Source organism: Dialister hominis (assembly GCF_007164725.1).
GTDB lineage: Bacteria > Bacillota > Negativicutes > Veillonellales > Dialisteraceae > Dialister > Dialister hominis.
In genome coordinates this window covers 241,980-261,768 of record NZ_AP019697.1, presented here as the reverse complement: position 1 = coordinate 261,768, position 19,789 = coordinate 241,980, and the positions used below count along the sequence as shown (strand labels likewise).

14 protein-coding genes are annotated in these 19,789 nt (G+C 48.1%); 6 read left to right on the top strand and 8 right to left on the bottom strand.

What is annotated here, in order from left to right; translation table 11 throughout:
- Nucleotides 1-5: 5 nt before the first annotated feature.
- Both cas3f and cas1f read right to left on the bottom strand, forming a co-directional pair.
- Nucleotides 6-3,383 carry a type I-F CRISPR-associated helicase Cas3f gene (gene cas3f, locus Dia5BBH33_RS01160; RefSeq protein ID WP_143332191.1) on the bottom strand — a complete coding sequence of 1,126 codons (3,378 nt, stop codon included), beginning with the start codon at nt 3,381-3,383 and terminating at the stop codon, nt 6-8.
- Nucleotides 3,380-4,345 carry a type I-F CRISPR-associated endonuclease Cas1f gene (cas1f, locus tag Dia5BBH33_RS01155; protein ID WP_022381802.1) on the bottom strand — a complete coding sequence of 322 codons (966 nt, stop codon included), beginning with the start codon at nt 4,343-4,345 and terminating at the stop codon, nt 3,380-3,382. Before cas1f ends, cas3f begins: the two co-directional genes overlap by 4 nt.
- Nucleotides 4,346-4,594: 249 nt before the next feature.
- On the opposite strand from cas1f, the gene Dia5BBH33_RS01150 reads away from it, so the two are divergent.
- The gene (locus Dia5BBH33_RS01150) at nt 4,595-5,236 is read left to right on the top strand and encodes a DUF4405 domain-containing protein (RefSeq protein WP_143332190.1); all 642 of its coding nucleotides are present in this window, start codon (nt 4,595-4,597) and stop codon (nt 5,234-5,236) included.
- Between the two features lie 160 nt (nt 5,237-5,396).
- Nucleotides 5,397-6,068 (top strand): DUF4405 domain-containing protein, encoded by a 672-nt coding sequence (locus Dia5BBH33_RS01145; protein ID WP_143332189.1) that lies wholly within the window; start codon nt 5,397-5,399, stop codon nt 6,066-6,068.
- A gap of 64 nt (nt 6,069-6,132) precedes the next feature.
- On the opposite strand, the gene Dia5BBH33_RS01140 is transcribed toward Dia5BBH33_RS01145, so the two are convergent.
- From Dia5BBH33_RS01140 to Dia5BBH33_RS01130, 3 genes are all read right to left on the bottom strand, one after another.
- Nucleotides 6,133-6,714: a DJ-1/PfpI family protein gene (locus tag Dia5BBH33_RS01140; protein WP_143332188.1), complete on the bottom strand. Its 582-nt coding sequence runs from the start codon at nt 6,712-6,714 to the stop codon at nt 6,133-6,135.
- Between the two features lie 472 nt (nt 6,715-7,186).
- Nucleotides 7,187-8,716 carry an alanine/glycine:cation symporter family protein gene (locus Dia5BBH33_RS01135; protein WP_143332187.1) on the bottom strand — a complete coding sequence of 510 codons (1,530 nt, stop codon included), beginning with the start codon at nt 8,714-8,716 and terminating at the stop codon, nt 7,187-7,189.
- A 51-nt stretch (nt 8,717-8,767) separates the two neighbouring features.
- Complete coding sequence (locus Dia5BBH33_RS01130; protein ID WP_108850077.1) at nt 8,768-10,018, bottom strand: pyridoxal phosphate-dependent aminotransferase; 1,251 nt, start codon at nt 10,016-10,018, stop codon at nt 8,768-8,770.
- A 357-nt stretch (nt 10,019-10,375) separates the two neighbouring features.
- Between Dia5BBH33_RS01130 and Dia5BBH33_RS01125 the strand changes: the two genes are divergently transcribed.
- From Dia5BBH33_RS01125 to Dia5BBH33_RS01115, 3 genes are all read left to right on the top strand, one after another.
- Nucleotides 10,376-11,146 (top strand): transcription initiation factor IIE subunit alpha family protein, encoded by a 771-nt coding sequence (locus Dia5BBH33_RS01125; protein WP_022383168.1) that lies wholly within the window; start codon nt 10,376-10,378, stop codon nt 11,144-11,146.
- Between the two features lie 661 nt (nt 11,147-11,807).
- Nucleotides 11,808-13,595: a sensor domain-containing diguanylate cyclase gene (locus tag Dia5BBH33_RS01120; RefSeq protein WP_143332186.1), complete on the top strand. Its 1,788-nt coding sequence runs from the start codon at nt 11,808-11,810 to the stop codon at nt 13,593-13,595.
- 139 nt (nt 13,596-13,734) lie between these two features.
- Nucleotides 13,735-14,151 (top strand): endonuclease domain-containing protein, encoded by a 417-nt coding sequence (locus Dia5BBH33_RS01115; protein WP_108850079.1) that lies wholly within the window; start codon nt 13,735-13,737, stop codon nt 14,149-14,151.
- Between the two features lie 301 nt (nt 14,152-14,452).
- On the opposite strand, the gene mdcA is transcribed toward Dia5BBH33_RS01115, so the two are convergent.
- From mdcA to madL, 3 genes are all read right to left on the bottom strand, one after another.
- Nucleotides 14,453-16,126 carry a malonate decarboxylase subunit alpha gene (gene mdcA, locus Dia5BBH33_RS01110; protein WP_022383172.1) on the bottom strand — a complete coding sequence of 558 codons (1,674 nt, stop codon included), beginning with the start codon at nt 16,124-16,126 and terminating at the stop codon, nt 14,453-14,455.
- Nucleotides 16,127-16,322: 196 nt separating this feature from the next.
- Nucleotides 16,323-17,090: a malonate transporter subunit MadM gene (gene madM, locus Dia5BBH33_RS01105; RefSeq protein WP_022383173.1), complete on the bottom strand. Its 768-nt coding sequence runs from the start codon at nt 17,088-17,090 to the stop codon at nt 16,323-16,325.
- Between the two features lie 27 nt (nt 17,091-17,117).
- Entirely contained in the window at nt 17,118-17,510 is a 393-nt protein-coding gene (gene madL / locus Dia5BBH33_RS01100) for a malonate transporter subunit MadL (RefSeq protein ID WP_022383174.1), read from the bottom strand.
- Between the two features lie 544 nt (nt 17,511-18,054).
- Between madL and Dia5BBH33_RS01095 the strand changes: the two genes are divergently transcribed.
- On the top strand, nt 18,055-19,785 hold the full coding sequence (locus tag Dia5BBH33_RS01095) for a histidine kinase (RefSeq protein WP_143332185.1): 1,731 nt from the start codon (nt 18,055-18,057) through the stop codon (nt 19,783-19,785).
- Nucleotides 19,786-19,789 lie beyond the last annotated feature (4 nt).

Here is a 19,789-nt window from a genome sequence, read left to right as displayed (position 1 = left end):
CCTTCTTAAACACTCGTTTTCGAGAATAATCCGAATTGGTCAGAATAAAACCATTCTTTTTCTAAATTGTCAGGTATGATAATTTCTCCATACTTCTCAGACTTTTCAAAAAGAATTTCTTCTTCCTGCCTGAAATCTGAATCATTTACATAACGTTTCAATGCTTCTTTATAATCCCTCTTCAGCCATAAGTTTTTCTCGATCCCCTCCTTAAATTTTGGAAACGCTTCAATGCTTCTTTTCCTTCCTACTGAAACAAATTCCCTATCTATATACTCAGAAAACTTGATCTTATTATCTTCAAACAATGCGGTCAGGCGTACATCTGGATACGTTTTTTCTCTGAATCGGTTCAAACGCTGCGGCAATGCTGTCATCCACCAATATTCCCGGATCCATCCATTGACCGCTTTGGCTCCGCTGCTTTCTTTATCGTTGAAATCTTCCATCGCTTTCTGCTCGAGATCAATTAAATTCGTTCTCCAGGTTAGCGGGTCCTCTTTTCTAATACGCGGAATGGAATCAATCCTCTTTAAAACATCCTCTTTCAAAATACCTTTAAGATCATGACTTTCCAGCTTATTCTTTCCACTTTCATAGCCTGGATATATAAAGGCAGGTGCCTTTCCATTTAATCCTCTTAGATTCCATCGCATGACGGCTATATTTTCCTTCTCAATATTTTCGCTCATGATTCTATGACGAAGGACTCGTCCGGCAAGCTGGATAATCGAGCGATACGACGAAGGCTCAATCACTGACCAATCGAGATCGTGATCCCGTCCTACTTCTTCTACAGGCGTTGCAACAATAATGAAAACGACATAATCTGTTGTTGCTTGATCAATATGTTTTCGGAGAACCGGATCCTTGATGTCAACAGGCTCTCCATACAGCGTTTTCCTCTTCAATACACTATCCAAATACTTTTCCTGCTCATGACGAAGCAGCAAAATCTGCCGGCTGTGATAGGTCATAATGCGCGGTGTTATATCATCTTTATCCCAATCCGTATTCTGCAGTAGGTACAAGCTGACTTTTACACATGGATCAATATTTGCCATACGAACAACACCAATAGATACTTTTTTGCCTGTCTTCTCGTCTACAACGAAATTTTCTTTGGAAAGACGGACAACCTGTTTCCGGATGCTTTCGAAGTACGACTGCATCTTATCAGACTTGGCATCTTCAGTGTCTTCATCCTCACAATCTGCTATGTATCCTGACCTCTTTGTTATTTGCCGTGTTAATTTCGCGACGCGCTTTTCGATGAATGATTGATGAAATGCGCTATAGTCGGAATCATCATCTGTATTCATAAACTTCATCTCAGTTCGGAATTCATCACAGAGTACGACGCTGACACGTTTCTTGGAAATAAAGAAACTGTTCCTGCATTTCACACCGGCTATATAGGCTCTATACATGCCTTCTGCCAAATCGGGAGGAATTGTCGCTGAAGAAAGAACAACATTTCTTCCATACATTCCCGCCAGATGCACGAGCCGGGAAATGGCAGTCAGGTCTTTCTGCGTAAAATCATCGATTTCATCGATAACTAAATCAGAGGACATCAGCCGGAGCATCGGAAGAATGAAGCGTCCGCCCCGTATTGTTTCTGTCGCCCCCATCATATGATCGATTGTCGCAACGAGAACGGGCTTGTACAAGAAAGCACTGTTCTTATCTGCATCGATCCCTCTCGCAGGTTTGAAGAAAATATTCATGAAAGCTCGCTGCTCATCGTTCAAAGAGTCTTCATAAGCAAGCCCTTCAGCGAGAGATATATCTTCGCCGTCTTCATCTTCCATTGCTGATCGTTTTTCTTCCAGCTCCTTATCTCCTTCGTGAAGTTCCAGAACTGCTTTTGACCCGATCAATACAGCAAGGTCATCTTTGCTGAGTTTGATTCTTTCTCTGTACTCATCGCCGGTCTGCAGTGTCAGAGTACGGAGTCCTAATGCCAGAATGTAACGCAGGGAATCTCCTCCTGGAGAAAGCGCTCTCATAATTTTTGCATTGGCAAAAGTTTTACCGCAGCCAGTACTTGCAATATTTACAACAAAAGATACCTGATCTTCTCCACGATCTTTGCGGAAATTTCGTATTGTCTCAGCCGCCTTATCCTGCCAGGAAAACTTTCCAGGGCTTCTCTTCTTCAAAGCTTTGACGTCATACGTCTTTTCCATCTCTTCCGCAAATCTAGGCAGCTGATGCGCTACGCGAAGTGCTTGATCTGAAACGCCCGTCATATGCTCCTCCAGAAACTGGTTCTTCTCAGATTTTCTTTTCTTATTCCTGAAAGAAAAGGTATTTGCCCAAAGGTCTCTCGCGCTCCACTTCCCGTCGTCCTGCTTCGCATCGCCATCCAAAGAGGAAAAATAATGGTCTCCCAAAACTAATGCCAGGCGAGCGTTAAGCAGTATTTCACGGAAAGCCGGATCATAGTCAGGATCTTTCATGATCCGCTTCAAGGTATCGTAATCCTGAAGAAGTCTGCCGGTCCATTTCTTCAGATGCTTTTTCCAAATGTTTCCTTCGTTCCAAAGTATCCCATGAGAAAAGCGGAAACATTCCTGCCGCTTCTCTACAAAATCCGGATCATCATTTTCGTATCCCCATGATGATTTCAAACTTTTCATCATTTCATAAAAAGTTTCTCGTTTTTCATCTTCATAAGCGCGCCGGTCATCCTTATTTAAATCCGGAAGTTTATGATGTGAAAGAATCAGCCACGTGAGACATTCCGCGGCAGGCGGAAGCTTTTTTAACTTCGTTACATCTGATTTCCCCGCTTTAGCTTCATTTTTCAAGATATTTAAAACGATTTCTTCTTCAAATGTGCCATCAGCGAATTTCTTGAGCCAAGGTGTATCATCTTCAAAATCGCCTGATGCTTCTACGCATGCTTCAATCATCTTGCAGCTCATCCATTCGTGACGGAACGGATCCCGCTCTTTCGTTCCTGAGCGCAGCTTCTTTTGAAAGAAATCCGATGCTTTGCCCCAATCGTGAAAAAGTCCCGCCAGACCGGCCAGCTCTTTAATAATCGGCAGGTACTGCCAGTCGTTTTCCCATTCAGAATGGATGATTTTCTTTTTCGTCGTATTAACAGGTACAGCGCCTGCATCATTGAACTGGCTTCTGTCACCGACAATCCAGAGCAGATCGCTTCTTGCCCTCGATCTGATCCAATGACAAGAAACCGCCGTATTTTTTGTAGCATTTCTCCGAAGCGCAGTCCGCACTGCTTCCAGACCGTCCGAAGTTATAACCGTGCGCCAGGCGTCATCCCCAATTCTTTCCGCAAAGCTGTCCAAGATCGTACGGACCGTTTTCTGTGACTTACCGGTGCTTCGGCTGATCAATAATACCATCATAGGAAATCACCCGGCCCATATTTCAAACTACTGCGTTGGACGATTTCAAACATGTAATCCAGTGCTTTATGTTCTGTCAATTTATTCAAACACGTCATACGGAAATGCTTGTCATCATCGCCTCTGGCTGCTGAAATAAAACTCCAAGGCAGAATAATTGAGTCTTTGATCAGGTCCGCCACATCAAAGACAAGCGCGCCGCGCCTTGTTTTACCGTGCATGACCGCAAACCCATGCGGAATTCCCAATACCCAGAGAGTACAAGCTGCCAAACCATAGGCGAGGTAGTTTCCATGATTCAGGAAGATGTTCGCTTCATCATCACCGTCATGATTCCTGGTAAAATCCGGAAGTCTGGTTCTCTTAGCTGCATATTTATAGAGGGATTTGGTGAATTTTGCTTCTGACAGTAACAATTCCGTCACGTCTTTTGCACTGTCTATCTTACCTCTATAAACCGCCAATGCTCTTTCGATTTCAGGATCGTCCGCATTGAAATTTTCCTCATGCAGATCCCTATCTTTCCCCCATGTTTTTTCAAGAAAATCACATCTGGCTCTTTGGAAGTCTCTAGCCGTTTCGAGGCGTCTTTCTTTATTCATCCAGAACGAAATCCACCCCTGCATGTACTCCGTCGGACGATATTCGCTCTGCGGCATCATCCATTCAATATCCGTACCGGCAAAAAGAGGCGTACCACCGCCCCCGCAAAATCCGATCATGACACCTGCAGAAGCAAGCACCCGGACAGCTGCCTGGGTCAAGGATGTGCCGCTCCCCAAAAGAATGACCGTCGTATTGGCAACAGGAATATTCCAGAATAAATTTTCATCGCTGCTTTCAGTCAAGTAGACGACACGTCCATCCTTCTGCATGACTCGGCATTTCTCAAGATAATAAATATTGGCACGTTTAGAATGCAGAATCGCTTTGTAATTCGATTTCTTCAGAATCTCTTTCATCGCAGTTCCTCTTCGAAAAATGATTCATCTCTATATTTTTTATTTACGGATTTTTAATAAGTTGTTTTTATTATAACAGATAAACATGTCACGCTTTGTCATAGGAATGTACTATAAAAAACTTTTATGCCAGGCATTTCCTCTCCCTCATGTCAAAGATAAAATTTTGTTTAACTGTCACAATTCAGCGTTTGTTCATGCTAAAATATAGAAAAGAATCAATACAGATTTTGCAAGGAGGCGAGCGGGATGAAGAAGCAGTTTATTTTGGATATGACAATGCTGTTTGTATTTCTGATCGTGGTCGGGTACAAGCCGCTTGGAAATTACTGGCATGAGACTTTGGGCATTGTGCTTTTTGTTCTGGTCTTTTTGCACAATTACTGGAACAGGCAGTGGTACAAGTCTTTGAGTAAAGGGTCCTGGGGACTGGAGAGGAAGTATACGGCTGCGGTCGATGGGCTTTTGATTGTTTCTTTCCTGGCTGTTCTCCTTACTGCTCCATTCATTTCCCGCTCCTACTCTCTTGGTTTCAATATTCATTTTCTTGAGGGTATCCATAAAGCGGGCGGCGCTCTTATGCTGGCGGCGATCGGGCTGCATCTTGGGATTCACTGGGCGATTTTGAAACCTCGTTTTGTGAACGGGCTGCATCTTGCTAATGTTTCGACAGCTGGAATAATCGTCCGGCTCGTGGTCCTTGGGATCGTTCTCGGCGCGATTTACTTTATTCTTCCGACGGGCACGCGTCCGAATCTGAATCCTTCCGGCGTGTATATCGGTATGCTGGGACATTTGGTGGATGTCATCGGTATTGCGGCGGTGTCTTACTTCATTCAGATGCATCTTAGGAAATTGGGACGTAAAGCGCCAGCAAAACCTGTGCGTTAATTGAAAAAGGGCTGTGGCGAAATGATTGCCTGTTTCGCTGCAGCTTTTTTGATTTCCTTTTCCATACATTTCTTCTATAGTTTCTCTGTCATATTTCGCATTTCACATGGTATCCTACCGCATGCTAAAATGAAGAAAAGAGGTTCTTGGGAGGTTTATTATGAAGCTTCGTATGATTGTAGACACGGTGATGCTTGTCTTATTCCTCGCGATTCTGGATTACCGCCAGATCGGGAGTTCGCATCATGAAATCTTCGGGATGATTTTCTTTGTCATCATCATTTTCCATAATTATTTGAACAGGCAGTGGTATAAGTCTCTTCCGCGCGGGCGGTGGAACTGGGACAGGCGGTTCACGTTTCTGATCGATGTCGTGCTTATAGGTTCGTTCCTCGCAGTCATGATTACGGCGCCGCTGATTTCTTACAAGCTGTCGCTGGATATCAATGCGCCGCTCATCGTTCACAGGATTCACCGGATCGGCGGTTATGTGATGCTCGTTGCAATTGGGCTGCACCTGGGGATCCACTGGAGCGCTCTTCTTCCGCGTTTCAAGAAGGCTCTGCACCTGGGAAATACGAAGACTATTTCTATTTTCCTTAAGGTGCTTGCTGTGGCACTGGCCGCTGCAGGAATTTACTTCTCGTTTGGGTTCCACATGGGAAATCGTATTTTCCTGCTTCCTGTCACGGGGACACGGATGCGCGCGCCAAACGTGCCTGCCTTTGTTCTCGCCCATCTGACGATTGCGATTCTCTATGCGGAGATTTCCTATTATATACAGAAGTTCATCAAGTCGAGCGGAAGGAGACCAAGAGCAGTAAAGAAATAATAAAAAGAGGTTGTAGAAATGATCGCACATTTCTACAACCTCTTTTTTATTTCTTATTTGCTTTTCAGAACGTATCATGGGCGGCGTTGTCGTACCAGTGGTATTCTATCTGCTTGCAGATTTCTTCTGCTTTTTCTTTCCCGAACTGATCGGCAACAAAGCCTACTGCCATGTCGGTGCCTGCGGAGACACCGGCGGCGGTATAGATATTGCCGTCACGGACCCAGCGGGGTTCTCTTTCCCAGAGGACGCTTGTCCCCTGGTTCCTGACCCAGTCAAAGGCATTCTTATTGGTCGTCGCGTGGCGGCCGTCCAAAATGCCTGCCGCCGCCAGAAGAGCAGAGCCTGTGCAGACGGAGAGCACCCATTTCGTCTTCGAGGCAAGATCGCCGAGGCCGGAGAGGAACCAGTCGTCGGTGACAAGGGTTCTTGTTCCCATGCCGCCCGGGACGATGAGGATATCTGAATCCTGCACGTCGAGCATGCGCTCGGTCACGACCATGATGCCCTGGCTGTTTGTCACGATGCCGCCAAGAAGCGATACGGAGCGGATCTCGTATCCATCCAGTTTGGACAGGACCTCTGCCGGACCAAATGCGTCAAGCGTTTCAAAATCATCAAACATCACAATCGATATCGTCTTCATGGTTTCCCTCTTTTCCTGTTTATCTTATAAGGATAAGACGCAGAGCGCCTTCCTGTCAATCTTCACCTTTCAGAGGCAACAAAAAAGCCCCGGTTTCCCGGAGCTTTCTCGTACGGAACACGGAACAGCTAACAGTAGAACTGACAACTCAAATCCTAAAAAAAGCATATAAGTTTCATGAACTATCATTCACTACATACAATCTAATCCGGAAAGGAGAAAACGCATGTGTTCCGATTTCGCTGCCTTTGCGGCAGTGGTTGGTGAAAGGTCTTCTTACCCTTCAAGTTCATTATAACACTTCACTTATCACATTTCTATATTTCTATTTATCAATCTTTCTTTAACTTGCGAAAGAAATGCAAAAGAAAGAGAAAACGCCATACGTTCTTGAAATAATGTTTCATCCCCGGCTGGCCTTCCCCAACAAAAAAGATGTGAAACCCACAGCGGATTCCACATCTCTTTATTTTTAGTCGTCTTTTCTTTCGTCCCAGTAGTCGACTTTCATGCCGATGGTTTCGGAGGTGAAAGGCGTGCCGTCGTTCTTTGCATAGTGGGCAGCGGCTTTTCTTACGTAGCGGAAACCGAGGTAGAGCATCGGAACGTTGCAGTATACCATGATGATGTTTGCAAGGTCAGAGAATGCCCAGAGGTTCGACAGGTCGTATCCGGCGATGCTGCAGGCAATGCCGAATGCAGTGACGAAGACGCAGAGCAGACGGAGAACGGTGATGAAAGAAGTGGAACTGGAAATACGGTTCCCGGAAATTTCGGAGAAGGTAACGAAGCCCATGACGCAGGTGTATGCGAAGAGGCAGAAGCAGATGGAGACCATGACCATGACGAAGGTCTGCAGGAGATCCGGAGTCAGCGCATGGATGGAGAGCAGGAATTTCGGATAGGTGCCTGCCGCTTTCCATTCTTCAGGATTCAGCGCCCACTGGTGAGCCATGATGATGATGAAGCCTGTCATGGTGCAGATGACGTGGGTATCGAGGAATACGCCGAGAGCGGAAATGATGCCCTGTTCGCACGGATGGTGCGCTTCAGCGGAAGCAGCTGCCATCGTGATGGTGCCCTGGCCGGCTTCGTTCGACATGAGTCCTCTCTTGACGCCCTGCAGGAGTGCAGTACCGAGGACGCCGCCGAAGACAGCTTCCGGCTTGAAGGCGCCTGCAAAGACGGCATGGAAGAAGTACGGAACGCTTCCCAGGTTCGTGAGAATGAGAAGGATGGCCGTGCCGATGTAAATGACTGCCATGACCGGGACAAGGATCTCTGCCCAGCGGGAAATACGCTTGATGCCGCCAAACGCCATGAAGGTGATGAAGACAAGCAGAAGAATCGACATGACGTAGTAGAATGTCGACCGCAGCGGAATTTCCTCTCCGCCAACGAGCCCGACGATCGAGCCCAGGGATGTGATGACGTTCAGGCCCTGCGCCGGAAGGCACATGAGCGCGTAGAAGATATAGAGAGCAGACAGAGCCACGCCTACCCATGCCTTATTTCCGCAAAGGCGCCTTGCATAGAAAGGAAGGCCGCCGACGAAGTTGTCGCCGCGTTTTTCCTTGAAAATCTGTGCGAGCGTGCCTTCAGTGAAGGCTGTCGCCATGCCGAAGAAAGCGGAAATCCACATCCAGAAGAGTGCTCCCGGACCGCCGGCAGCAATCGCGCCCGTGACGCCGATCATGTTGCCCGGGCCGACGCGCATAGCCGTCGAAAGGAGGAAGGCCGCCAGAGGAGAAATACCCGTGTGGATGCTTCTTCTCGTGGCAAGGGTCCGCACGCCCGTCATGAACTGGCGGATCTGTACGAATCCGAGGCGAAGTGTGAAATAAATGCCTGATCCCACCAGTACGATGATGGCCAGGGAGAATGACCCCAAGACAGGGATGTCCTTCCAGAAACCGAACATCTTCGGGAAATCCCAGAAGAAGTCAGAAACCGGAGTGACGAAGCTGAGTACTGCATTCAGAGCTGCAAATAAGTTTTCCAATAGCTTCACCCCTCATTTTTTTATTTACAGGGCTCCAGAAAGCCCTTCAGATTACTGCTGTGCGCCAGCTTCTTTGATAGCCAGAGCGAGCTTGTGAGCGAGGCCGTGCATCTTTTTCTTGGAAACGGAGCATACGGCAAGGCGGATGCCCTTCTTCAGCGGAACCATGAATACATGATCCTTTTCAAGGATGTCGCAGACAGCCTGGGAATTGGTGACAGGAATCGTGATGAAGAAACCGGAGATGTAAGGAACGAACTTCACTCCTTCTTTCTGTGCTTCTTCTACGAAAATAGCGGCTCTTTCCTGGATGAGCTTGTAGTACTTGGCTCTTTCAGCGTCGAGCTGTTTGATCTTTTCCGGATCCTGGCAGATGCGGATCATTGCATGCTGAGCTGCACTGTTGCAGTTGGACCATGTAGCACGGCTGCTGTACTGGTTGATATCGACGTATTCCTTGATGACGTCTTTGTCAGAGGAAATGCCGATCATAGCGCCCATGCGCTGGCCGTACATCGTGAAGCCCTTGGAAAGGGTGTATGCACAAACGACGAGGATGTTCTTCGGGAGTCCGCCGAATACCTTGAAGAATTCACGGCATTCTTCCTTTTCGCCGCTGTAGTCGAGGTATGCAACGTCAGCAATCAGGATGGCATTCTTTGTTTCATCCTTGGTTGCTTCCTTGAGGACATCGACAGCAGACTGCCATTCAGCCACGGACATGCAGTAGCCGGTCGGGTTGTTGGCAATGCCGTTCAGAATGATGACGATATTGTCCTGTTTCTTCAGGATATCTTCTACATTTTCCTTGAAGGAAGCGGCATTGAAATGGCCGTCGCTTGTCAGGAAGGAGAATGTGCGGACCTTGCGGTTGTTGTCGTCGATCAGGCTGTCATAAGCGCCCCAGTGCCAGTCAGTAATGAGCACTTCATCGCCTGGTTCGGAATAATTGTGCACGACATGGTGCAGGACGCCGGTGCCGCCAGGTGTTGCGCAGGCATCGATGTATCCTTCCGGACGGGACTTGCCGAAGCACTGATCGATACAATCCTTCAGGAATTCATCATAGCCCTTGATCGGAGCATATGCGCAGAATTCCGGCGGTGTCAGGTTCTTCAGTTCCTGCTTGACGACATCAAGAACGACGAGGCTTCCGTCTTCATCAAGAATGGATCCTACTGTGGCATTGGTGACGTTTTCCACGCCGATTTCCTTAGCCAGTGCGATCGCTCTGTTGTTAGCAGCAAAAATGTTGTCTTCTGCGCTCTTTCCTTTTGCATGTGGTGCAGCAATACTGTACATACTTACATCCTCCTCCTAAATAGCTGGTTGCCCGGTCAATGCATTTCCCTCATTTTAGCATGAGAAAACCGCCGCTTCAACGAAAACTGCGGATTTTCCCGCCTCCGGACGCAAAAAAGGCCGCGGCAAATACAATGCCGCGGACACCCTTGTCCATTTCTATGAAGTTACTTTTACATTATAAACCATCCGGTAAAAAAAAAAACGGACTATAAGGCTCCATCGTCTTTTTCGGGAGATTTCTTGCTTTTTCTCAGGAAATCTGTATAATTCTGCTAAAATTTCATGGAACGCCTGTACCATACTTGATATCCATGGTATGATAGAGCCAAAACTATTTACCGGAGGAGTTTAAACATGTCCAAAGATCCGAACTTTACTGAAACGGACCTGTTTTCATTTGAAGCGGGCCCTGCGAAACTGAAAAAGTCCCGCAGCAAGAAGGCAGAAGGCGAATCGCCCAAGCCGCGCAGGACAAAGAAATCCATCCCCGCGCCCGCACCAGAGCCCGAGGAAGAAACAGCAGCGCCTGAAGGAGAAACAAAAGCCTCCTCCCTCTGGGCTGACAAATACTGGGAATTCGACATCACCCACCCGTCAGCCGAGATCAAGGACGCCATGAAATCCTCCATGGTCGAGGAAGGCTTCACGAAACGAGAAGCCAACCGCGTCTTCAAAGGACTCACCTTCAAGGAAAAAGTCTTCAACACGAAGCGCCAGGCGAAAGAATACCTGAAAACCATACCGACCACCTACGCCGTCAAGTACAAGATCGGCATCGAACCATCCCCGCAGATGATTTCCCTCGAAAGAAGGCTGAAGGAAAAGCAGGAACGCCTCGCTTCCTACTCCAAGGAGCAGAACGAGAAGAAATTCAGCGCAGACTTCATCACTTGCCCGCACTGCAAATCCCGCGTGAACACCTCCTTCATCCACCCGCCCGTCTGCCCCGTATGCGGAGAAGACATGCGCTCTGATACAGCCGTGAAAACCATCCACTCCCTCGAAGAAGCCGTCAAGGATCTTTCCAAGAGAAGTGAAGACGCTGCAAGAAAACACAACAGCAAATTCACCGGCGGAGAACGCTGGATCATAAGGACAATCAATCCAGTCAAAGAAGAAGAATAAAAAAGGAAACCGCTGCAGGAGAATGTGCCATCATTCTCCTGCAGCGGTTTTTGAGTGGTGCGCTTTCTTATACACCATACAACCGAGCTGCGATTAGCAAAATGAACCCCTTTCGGCGCATTCGCGCCACTTTCCCCTAACGGGGACAGCTAAACCTCGCTTTGCTCATACGAAAGGATATTTTCACCGGTTTCGCAGCTACCCTCCGCTACTGTGAGAGCGGCTATTATCGCCCGTATTTTTACGTTTTCCCTGCATGATAGGCAGCAGGGCATCCTTTATGGCCACTTATTGCGAATCGGTTGCATAGTTTATAATAATCTTCTTTATTTATTTTTGTAAAAGTACTACAATATAAGTAGATATCAACATGTTTCTATGAAAGCGAGGTGGGCAGAAATCTCAAAAAGAATAGGGTTTTACGAAACAAAATGCCCGCCGGCATGTGGTAAGAAAGACATTTAAATATTCAAAGGATTCATTTGAAAACACTTTTTTCCAGTGCTATAATGTGTAAGTGTGATTATTATTATAAACTAAATATAAAGTTATATATATGTTCAAAAAAATAATCAAGTATTCCCAAATCGGTATATAGTTCAATGAAGCTTTAGCTTTCAATGAAAACCGAGCACAGTACCATGAAAGGAAATGATTGGCTTTGTATCGAAACACGTATACTCTGCAGGACATTGCTGAACTTTCCGGATGCATCAAAGCATTCCAGGAAGCTCACCCAACTCCTGCACCCTATCTTTCCATCTCGATTTTCACACACTGGAATGATCCCGCGCTGATCCAGGCAATGACAGACGGGCTCTCAAAAGCATTTCCAAGAGCTGCTATCGCAGGGCTCACGACCGCAGGCGGCATAGAAGACGGACAAATGAATACGGGAAAGACCATCCTTTCATTCATGGCCTTTGACGAAAGTCCTGTCGAAGTGCTGCACTATAATATGAAAGACATGAGCATCAAAGATGCGGCTGAGAAGTGCTTTGAAGTCTGCAGAAACATGAAGGATCTTCGCGCAGTGGAAATCCTGGAAACCCAGCTCACGGGCAATGTAGAGCCCTTCCTGGACGCTATTTCAGCGCTCCCGCCATCCGTTGCAATCTTCGGCGGCGGCGCAGACACGGATGATCTCAATCAGCCATCCTATATCTTTGATAAAGAAGCCATCATGAATGAAGGATTCGTCATCATGCTCTTCAGAGGCACCGTCAAAGTCCTCACCCGTTCGGTACTCGGCTGGCAGCCGCTGGGCCGTCAGGTCACGATTACCGCCATGGACGGCAATATGGTCATCAAGGAACTCGACCATATTGCCGTCAACTTCTATGAGAAATATCTGAAAATCGACCCTTCTGTCGACTTCGACAAGAAGACACTGAGCTTTTCGCTCGTCGTCGAAAAAGACGGTGTCGAACTCGCCCGCCTTCCGATGAGCTGCCGCAAAGACGGCTCTCTCGTATTCAACATCGCCCTCCACGTTGGAGACAAGCTCCGCATGGCATACGGCGACCCGAATGAAATCATCAATGGCAGCCGCAGAGTCTTAGGCCGCATCCGCGACTTCGGACCGCAGGGCATGCTCCTCTTCTCCTGCGTCGTCAGAAGATACTATCTGAAAGACGACGTCAACCAGATCCTGAGCGCCTACGAAAGAATCACGCCTGCTGCCGGTGGTTACACCAGAGGTGAAATCGACCGCATCGAAGGCCACGTTTACACAATGAACATGAACCTTGTTTCCGCTGCCTTCCGTGAAGAAACGAAAGACCATAAGAGAACCATCGCAGACATCACCGGTGACCCGTCGCATATGGAAAACGACCCGGCACTGAACCTCGATGACTCCCTCTCCACCGTTCAGCGCCTTGCCTCCTTCATCACCGTCACATCCAAGGAACTGTCCGACGCCTACCAGAAGCTCGCCTTCGTAGCCAGCCACGACAGCCTGACGGACCTTTTGAACAGAGGCCGCATCGAGTGGGTCCTCCGCCACCTCATAGAAGACACCAACAAGACGCACCACACATTCTCAGCCATCATGATTGATATCGACTCCTTCAAGCATATCAACGACACCTATGGACACAGCGTCGGCGACGATGTACTCATCCGCCTTGCCGACATCATGAAAAGCGGCGTCCGCCCGACCGATTATGCCGGCCGCTGGGGCGGCGACGAATTCGTCATTCTCCTGCCGGACACGGACATCGACCAGTCCGAGAAAGTAGCTGACCGCATGAGAAAAAACTTCGCAGAAGCAGACATCCTGCCAGACGGCAAAGCCGTCACTGCAAGCTTCGGTGTCACCACCTCCTACGAAGGAGAAACACTCGAAAGCTTCTACAGAAGAATGGACAGCGCCCTCTACACCGCAAAAGGCGCAGGGAAGAACCAGGTCATCCTCCTTAGAAGTGAGAAATCTGCAAACAATTAATTGAATAGGAATTAGAAAGAGCAGTTCTGAAAAGGGCTGCTCCTTTTTTGTGAAAAGTATATTGCATACTATGTAATTAATATAGTATAAATAAGGAAGAGTATCCGGAAAAAATTTAGATGTTAGAAATGAGAAAATTATGGCTGACTTTACGCCCCTCAACAGAGAAATGAAAGAACGTGCCAAGGCGCAGAGGAAAACAATGACAGGTATGGAATCGAATCTTTGGTTCAGGTTCCTCAGGAAGCATCAGCCCCGCTTCAGAAGGAAATTTGTGATTGGAAATTATATTGCTGACTTCTACTGCTCTAAAGCAAAACTCATCATAGAAGTAGAGAACAAAAGCCGGCATTCCGATTTGGGCCTGTCATACGAAAAGTGGAATCAGCGGAAAAGCGAACTTCAGAGCAACGGTGTTCTCAGGTACTCTGAAGCTGATATCTTCTTCAATTTTAACGGTGTATGCAAACACATTGAAAGCATCACGAGTGAACGATTGAAAGAACTAGGCCACGAAGACCTCATTTCAGAATCACAGAAACAAATTCCAGAATAACAAAAAGGGGCTGTGACAAAATCCGTTAAAACGCTGCTTTTTTCTTTTCTCGAGCGAAGCGAGGTTTAAGGGTGTTGACCTTGCTCCGAAGGAGAAGGTCCGGTCGGAGACCGGGAATACAGTAGTTTTCGAGCGCAGCGAGGTTTTGAGGTTTTCAGATAGAGTCGATAAATACATTTGTTAGATAATCCTCTAATCGAATATACCCACTATACCCACGCAAAAAGGAGCTGCGGCAAAATGATTGCACATTTTGTCACAGCCCCTTTTATTTCACAGCTTTACTCAAGAACTGAATGGATTACCAGTTTCTGAATTTAGCCGGCGGATCATAGAGTCCGCCAGACCAGTCAACGAGGTCCTTCATGTTCTTAGCAGCCAGCAGATCTCTGGTTGCTTCAGCCGGGTTGACACCGAGGTCTTCCGGAAGTTTTACGATGCCTTCCTTGCGGAGTTTCTTGGTGATTTCCGGATCTTCGAGTTTGCCTACTTCTGTCTTGCCTGCTACAGCGCGGATAGCGTTCATTCTTTCTTCCATGTTGTGGCACTTGTGGAGGTAAGCGATACCTACTTCGGATACGATGTGGGTCAGGTCATCAGAGTAGATCATGATTGGTTCCAGATCCAGGTTTGCGTTCTTCTGCAGAGCTACAGCGTCAAGCTGTTCTACGAAGCCCGGGAAGCCTTTTTCGGAAACGGTGGTAATCATCTGAACAACCAGCTTCTTGCCGCGGTTTCTGTCGCCCATGAGTTCATAGCGGTTAGCTACTTCTTCGCCGGCTTTCTTCCAAGCTTCGGTTACATGACGACGGCCTTTAGCATCGCAGCCCATGTTCGGAGCGCCGCCGAAGCCTGCTACGTTGTTCTTTGTAGCGGTGGAGCTGTTGCCGAAGCGGTCGATCTGCATGGTGGAGCCGATGAACATATCAGCTGCATAGTGGCCAGCCGCCTGTGCGAATGCACGGTTGGAACGCATGGTGCCGTCCGGTCCGATAGCGAAGATGTCGGAACGAGCTTTGATGTATTCTTCCATACCTACTTCGGAACCGAAGGAGTAGATAGCCTGTGCCCAGCCAGTTTCGATAGCCGGAATCAGGGTCGGATGCGGATTCAGTACCCAGTGGGTGCAGATCTTGCCGCGCAGGCCGAGATTTTCAGCGAAGGTCGGGAGAATCAGTTCTACAGCAGCTGTATCGAAGCCTACGCCGTGGTTCAGAACCTTTACGCCGTATTCAGCATAGATGCCTTTGATAGCCATCATAGCTTTGAGGATACGTTCGTTGGTGATCTTTGCCGGGTCGCGGGTGAACAGCGGGTTCAGCATGTAAGGTGTCGGGCTTTCGATGACATAGTCAACCCAGTCAGCCGGGATATCGACTCTTGGCAGTTTGTCAACAATCTTGTTGACCTGGAAAATTACGATGCCCTGGTTGAATTTGGTTGCTTCAACGATAGCTGGTGTATCTTCAGTGGAGAAACCGGTGTAGATGTTGCCTTCAGCATCAGCTGCATCAGCGGTAACGAGGGAAACTCTCGGTACCAGGTCGATGAAGTAGCGGGAGTACATTTCCAGATAAGTATGGATAGCGCCGAGTTCTACGCCGCCGTTCTGCACCATCTGAGCCAGACGTTTGCCCTGGCTTCCTGCATATGCGAAATCAAGTTTGTGAGCGATGCCCTTTTCGAAAACATCGAGATGTTCCGGAATGGACAGGGTGGACTGGATCATATGAAGGTCATGAACCTTGGTCGGATCTACTTCGCAAAGCTGTTTTGCGAGGAAATCAGCCTGTTTCTGGTTATCGCCTTCGATATTGACTTTGTCGCCTGGACGGAGTACTGCTTCGAGGAGTTTTACGGTATCTTCAGCAGCTACGATCTTGCCTTTAGCGTATGCAGAACCATCTTTCAGTCTTGCAGCGGTGTCTTCGCCTCTGGTGTTCCAGTTTTTCGTGCTTGGTTTGATTTCTAACATCTTCTCAATCCTTTCTATACACAATAAACATAAAAACAAATGAATGACAGGTTTTTCATTGCTCCTGCCCCTTATTATTATAGTACAGCTCTTACGCCCGCGTCTGTAAAAGTTACGTCAGCCGGCGCATGAGTTAACCAAAGATCCGGCGCGGGAGCTGCGTCAGACCTCTGTTAAATCACATTGTTGGTTCGGATTAACCGAAGATCATCTGAGTCAGGAAATAGAATACAGATGGGAAGAGCAGGCAGCCGAGGCCGGTGTAGAATGTTGCTGTCATAGCTGCGTATGGAACGAGCTTCGGATCAACAGCAGCCATACCAGCAGCGGTGCCGGAAGTGGTGCCCATGATGCCGCCGAATGCCATAGCAGACTGCGGGTTGTCAAGGCCGAAAATCTTAGCAACGAACGGAGTTACGACCATAACGAGTACGGACTTAACAACGCCAGCTGCGATGGAAATAGCGATAACTTCAGAAGAAGCACCGAGTGCTGCGCCGGTAACAGGTCCTACAACGAATGTTGCAATGCCTGCGCCGATGGTTACCAGATCGATTGGATCAGTGTATCCCAGCGGATAAGCAACAGCGAAGCCTGCGAGCAGGCAGATGAATTCACCGATGAACAGGGACAGAACGCCTCTTACACCGATTTTTTTGATTTCTTCCAGGTCAGCACCGAATGCGGTGGAAACGATGGCGAAATCTCTGAACATAGCGCCGCCTACGAGGCCCATGCCTGCGAAGAGCGGAACGTCAGCGATACCTTTGTGGCCTCCGGTCATTGCACCGCCGATATAAGCGAGAACCAGACCGAAGAAAATAGCGATAGCACTGCCGTGGATACGGCCATGAGTCAACTTCCCAATTTTGTAAGCGAAATACATGATGATACCAAGAAGCATAAACGAGAAGACCATGCCGTTTGAATTGAACAGTTTTGTTGCAATAGCTACAATATCCATGTTGTTACCTCCTTTTCTTTTCTAGAATTATTTCTTGTCTTCCGGTTTTGCTGCAGATACTTCTGCGGATGGCTGTTTCTTAGCCAGTACCGGAATCAGGAGGAAACCAACTGCTACTGCCAGAGCGCCGCCTGCGAGTGCGACTACGCCGCCGCTCAGTGCAGCTGCTACGTTCTGGATGGAGCTCATTGCTACGACGATCGGAATGTACATAGCGGACCAGAATTTGATACCCTGTTCTTCTGGTTCCTTCATGAGACCTTTCTTCTGTGCCCAGGTGGAGATGATGATCAGGAACAACATAGCGAAACCTACGCCGCCGATGTTAGCCTTGACCCCCAGAACAACGCCCAGCATGTCGCCGATCAGGTTGCCGACCATGAAGCAGCCTGCCAGAAGAGCAACACCATAAATAATCATGAAAATCCCTTCCTTTCTTTACTCGTACAGTTTTCTGTACATGAATTTACTCTATAACAGCCTTCTCTTCCCAGAAGGCTACGAGCCAGAATCAATTCACCCCTTTCGGGAAATCCGCCTCTCGCGCACCACCCGAAAGATTTGGTATAATGGTAGTAATATATGCGCATAAGACACAGATATTCCATTGAATTTCATCGGTTACAGTATATAGGAAATGTAAAGTCACTTCTCTATTTTTGCGATAAGATGCAAGTACAAAAGGGTAAGATGCAAGACGGGTAAGATGCAGATATTCGCAGATGAGATGCAATTATCCGTTAATTACATCATAGATAAAACACTTATAGAAAAATCTGCATTGACCGGAACTTCTTGAGAAAGTGGTTATTAATCCCATTTTGTAATACATACTGAATAATCTATGATTCTTTGCACATACATAAGGTATTAATTATAATATACTTATTCCCGGAGGCGGCCTTCATCGCACTTTTCGGGCAAAATACACCGCTTACTTGATTTAGCATTTTGAGGTGACAACATGGAACCTAATTGGATCATAGGGATCCAGCATGTCTGGTTTGGCATATCCTTATTCCTTCTGCTCCTTCTCCTCATCTGCCGCACCTCCTTCTTCAGGCAGGCCATCACGGCAAAGGAATTCACAAGGCAGCAAATAGGAATTTTCATCATACTATTCTCTGTCATAGGACTCTGCGGGACGTACTGGAACGTCAGAGCCGGAGGCGGGATCATCAATTTCAGAGCCGTCGGGATCATCCTCGGTGGCTTCGTCGGAGGACCGATCGTAGGGACGGCCGTCGGCACCATCGTCGGCATCCACCGCGCCTTCTTCATCAATACGGATTCCTCCTTCATCCACGGCGGACTCTCCATCATCCAGGGCATCGCGGCAGGATTCCTCTCCTACCGTCTGAAGCATCACTACCACAATCTCTGGTTCTGGTCCTTCCTCTATGCGTTCATCCTTGAATTCCTCTTCTGGATTTTCTTCGCCTTCCTCACCTGGCCGACGACCACGACATATCCGGTGAACTTCTTCCACCTGTCGCTTCCGATTATCGCGACAAACACGATTGCCGTCAGCATCTTCTACCTGGCCATGGAATTCTTCATCCACCAGAGAGACTCCGAAAAGACACAGACGACAAAGAGCACCTTCAATGCCGTCATCACACTTTTCTCGACACTTCACGACGGATTCAAATCCTTCTCCGTCGCGCGCGTCACGGAAATCATGACGACATCGCTCCCCAGCCTCATCTGGGCCGCCATCTTATATAATGATCAGATTTATACAAGAACCAATTATAAAGACGACGCCGACAAGAACCAGGGCGATGCGGAAATCGCGATACTGAAACTGCAGCACTCGCTTCCTGACCTCCCTCACCTCATCACCCTTCCCGTCAAGTACAAGGGCAAAGTCGTCGGCTCCATCTTCGCCGCCAAATCCAAAGGAGACACCTTCACCAATACAGGCACCGAATTCCTTCACGGCATCTGCCACATCCTCGAATCTATCTACGAGTCCGAGAAACTGAAGGAAGAGGAAAACCTGCTGGCCGAAGCGGAAATCCGGGCCCTCCAGGCGCAGATCAATCCGCATTTCCTCTACAACACACTAAACACCATTTCCTACTACGTCCGAAGCGATCCGGAAACAGCCAGACGCCTCATCCAGTACCTGTCCGACTACTTCCGCCACAGCCTCAACAACCCGTCCAAGCTCATCCCCCTTTCTGAAGAGCTTCACGTCATCGAGTGCTACACGGAACTCGAAAGAGCCCGCTTCGGCGACCGTCTCCAGATCGAATACGACTTCCCGAAAGACAAGCTCGACGACATCATGGTCCCGCCCCTTCTCCTTCAGCCCCTCGTAGAAAACGCCGTCATCCACGGCATCTTCAAACGTCCTGAAGGCGGGCAGATCAAAGCAGGCCTCATCGAGCATGACGACCACTACAAGATCTACGTCTACGACACCGGCGTCGGCATCGCAAGAGCCAAGAGGAAGAGACTCCTCCGCGATCACAAACGCCGCGACCACATAGGACTCATCAACGTCCACCAGCGCCTCATCTCCCTCTTCGGAGAACGAAGCGGCCTCCACATCATCAGCCGCAAAGGAAGAGGCACCCTCGTCTTCACGAACATTCCGAAAGTCACCGCTGAAGAAGAAAAAGCAGCCGAACAGGCCGAAGCTGAAGAAAATGCAGCCATGAACCTTTCACCAAATCCCACAGTCTGAAACA

Coding starts and splice junctions, on each gene's coding strand:
- cas1f (WP_022381802.1), bottom strand. CDS start 4,345: ATGAAAGAGATTCTGAAGAAATCGAATTACAAAGCGATTCTGCATTCT.
- Dia5BBH33_RS01145 (WP_143332189.1), top strand. CDS start 5,397: ATGAAGCTTCGTATGATTGTAGACACGGTGATGCTTGTCTTATTCCTC.
- mdcA (WP_022383172.1), bottom strand. CDS start 16,126: ATGTTAGAAATCAAACCAAGCACGAAAAACTGGAACACCAGAGGCGAA.
- cas3f (WP_143332191.1), bottom strand. CDS start 3,383: ATGATGGTATTATTGATCAGCCGAAGCACCGGTAAGTCACAGAAAACG.
- Dia5BBH33_RS01140 (WP_143332188.1), bottom strand. CDS start 6,714: ATGAAGACGATATCGATTGTGATGTTTGATGATTTTGAAACGCTTGAC.
- Dia5BBH33_RS01150 (WP_143332190.1), top strand. CDS start 4,595: ATGAAGAAGCAGTTTATTTTGGATATGACAATGCTGTTTGTATTTCTG.
- madL (WP_022383174.1), bottom strand. CDS start 17,510: ATGATTATTTATGGTGTTGCTCTTCTGGCAGGCTGCTTCATGGTCGGC.
- Dia5BBH33_RS01095 (WP_143332185.1), top strand. CDS start 18,055: ATGGAACCTAATTGGATCATAGGGATCCAGCATGTCTGGTTTGGCATA.
- Dia5BBH33_RS01125 (WP_022383168.1), top strand. CDS start 10,376: ATGTCCAAAGATCCGAACTTTACTGAAACGGACCTGTTTTCATTTGAA.
- Dia5BBH33_RS01130 (WP_108850077.1), bottom strand. CDS start 10,018: ATGTACAGTATTGCTGCACCACATGCAAAAGGAAAGAGCGCAGAAGAC.
- Dia5BBH33_RS01115 (WP_108850079.1), top strand. CDS start 13,735: ATGGCTGACTTTACGCCCCTCAACAGAGAAATGAAAGAACGTGCCAAG.
- madM (WP_022383173.1), bottom strand. CDS start 17,090: ATGGATATTGTAGCTATTGCAACAAAACTGTTCAATTCAAACGGCATG.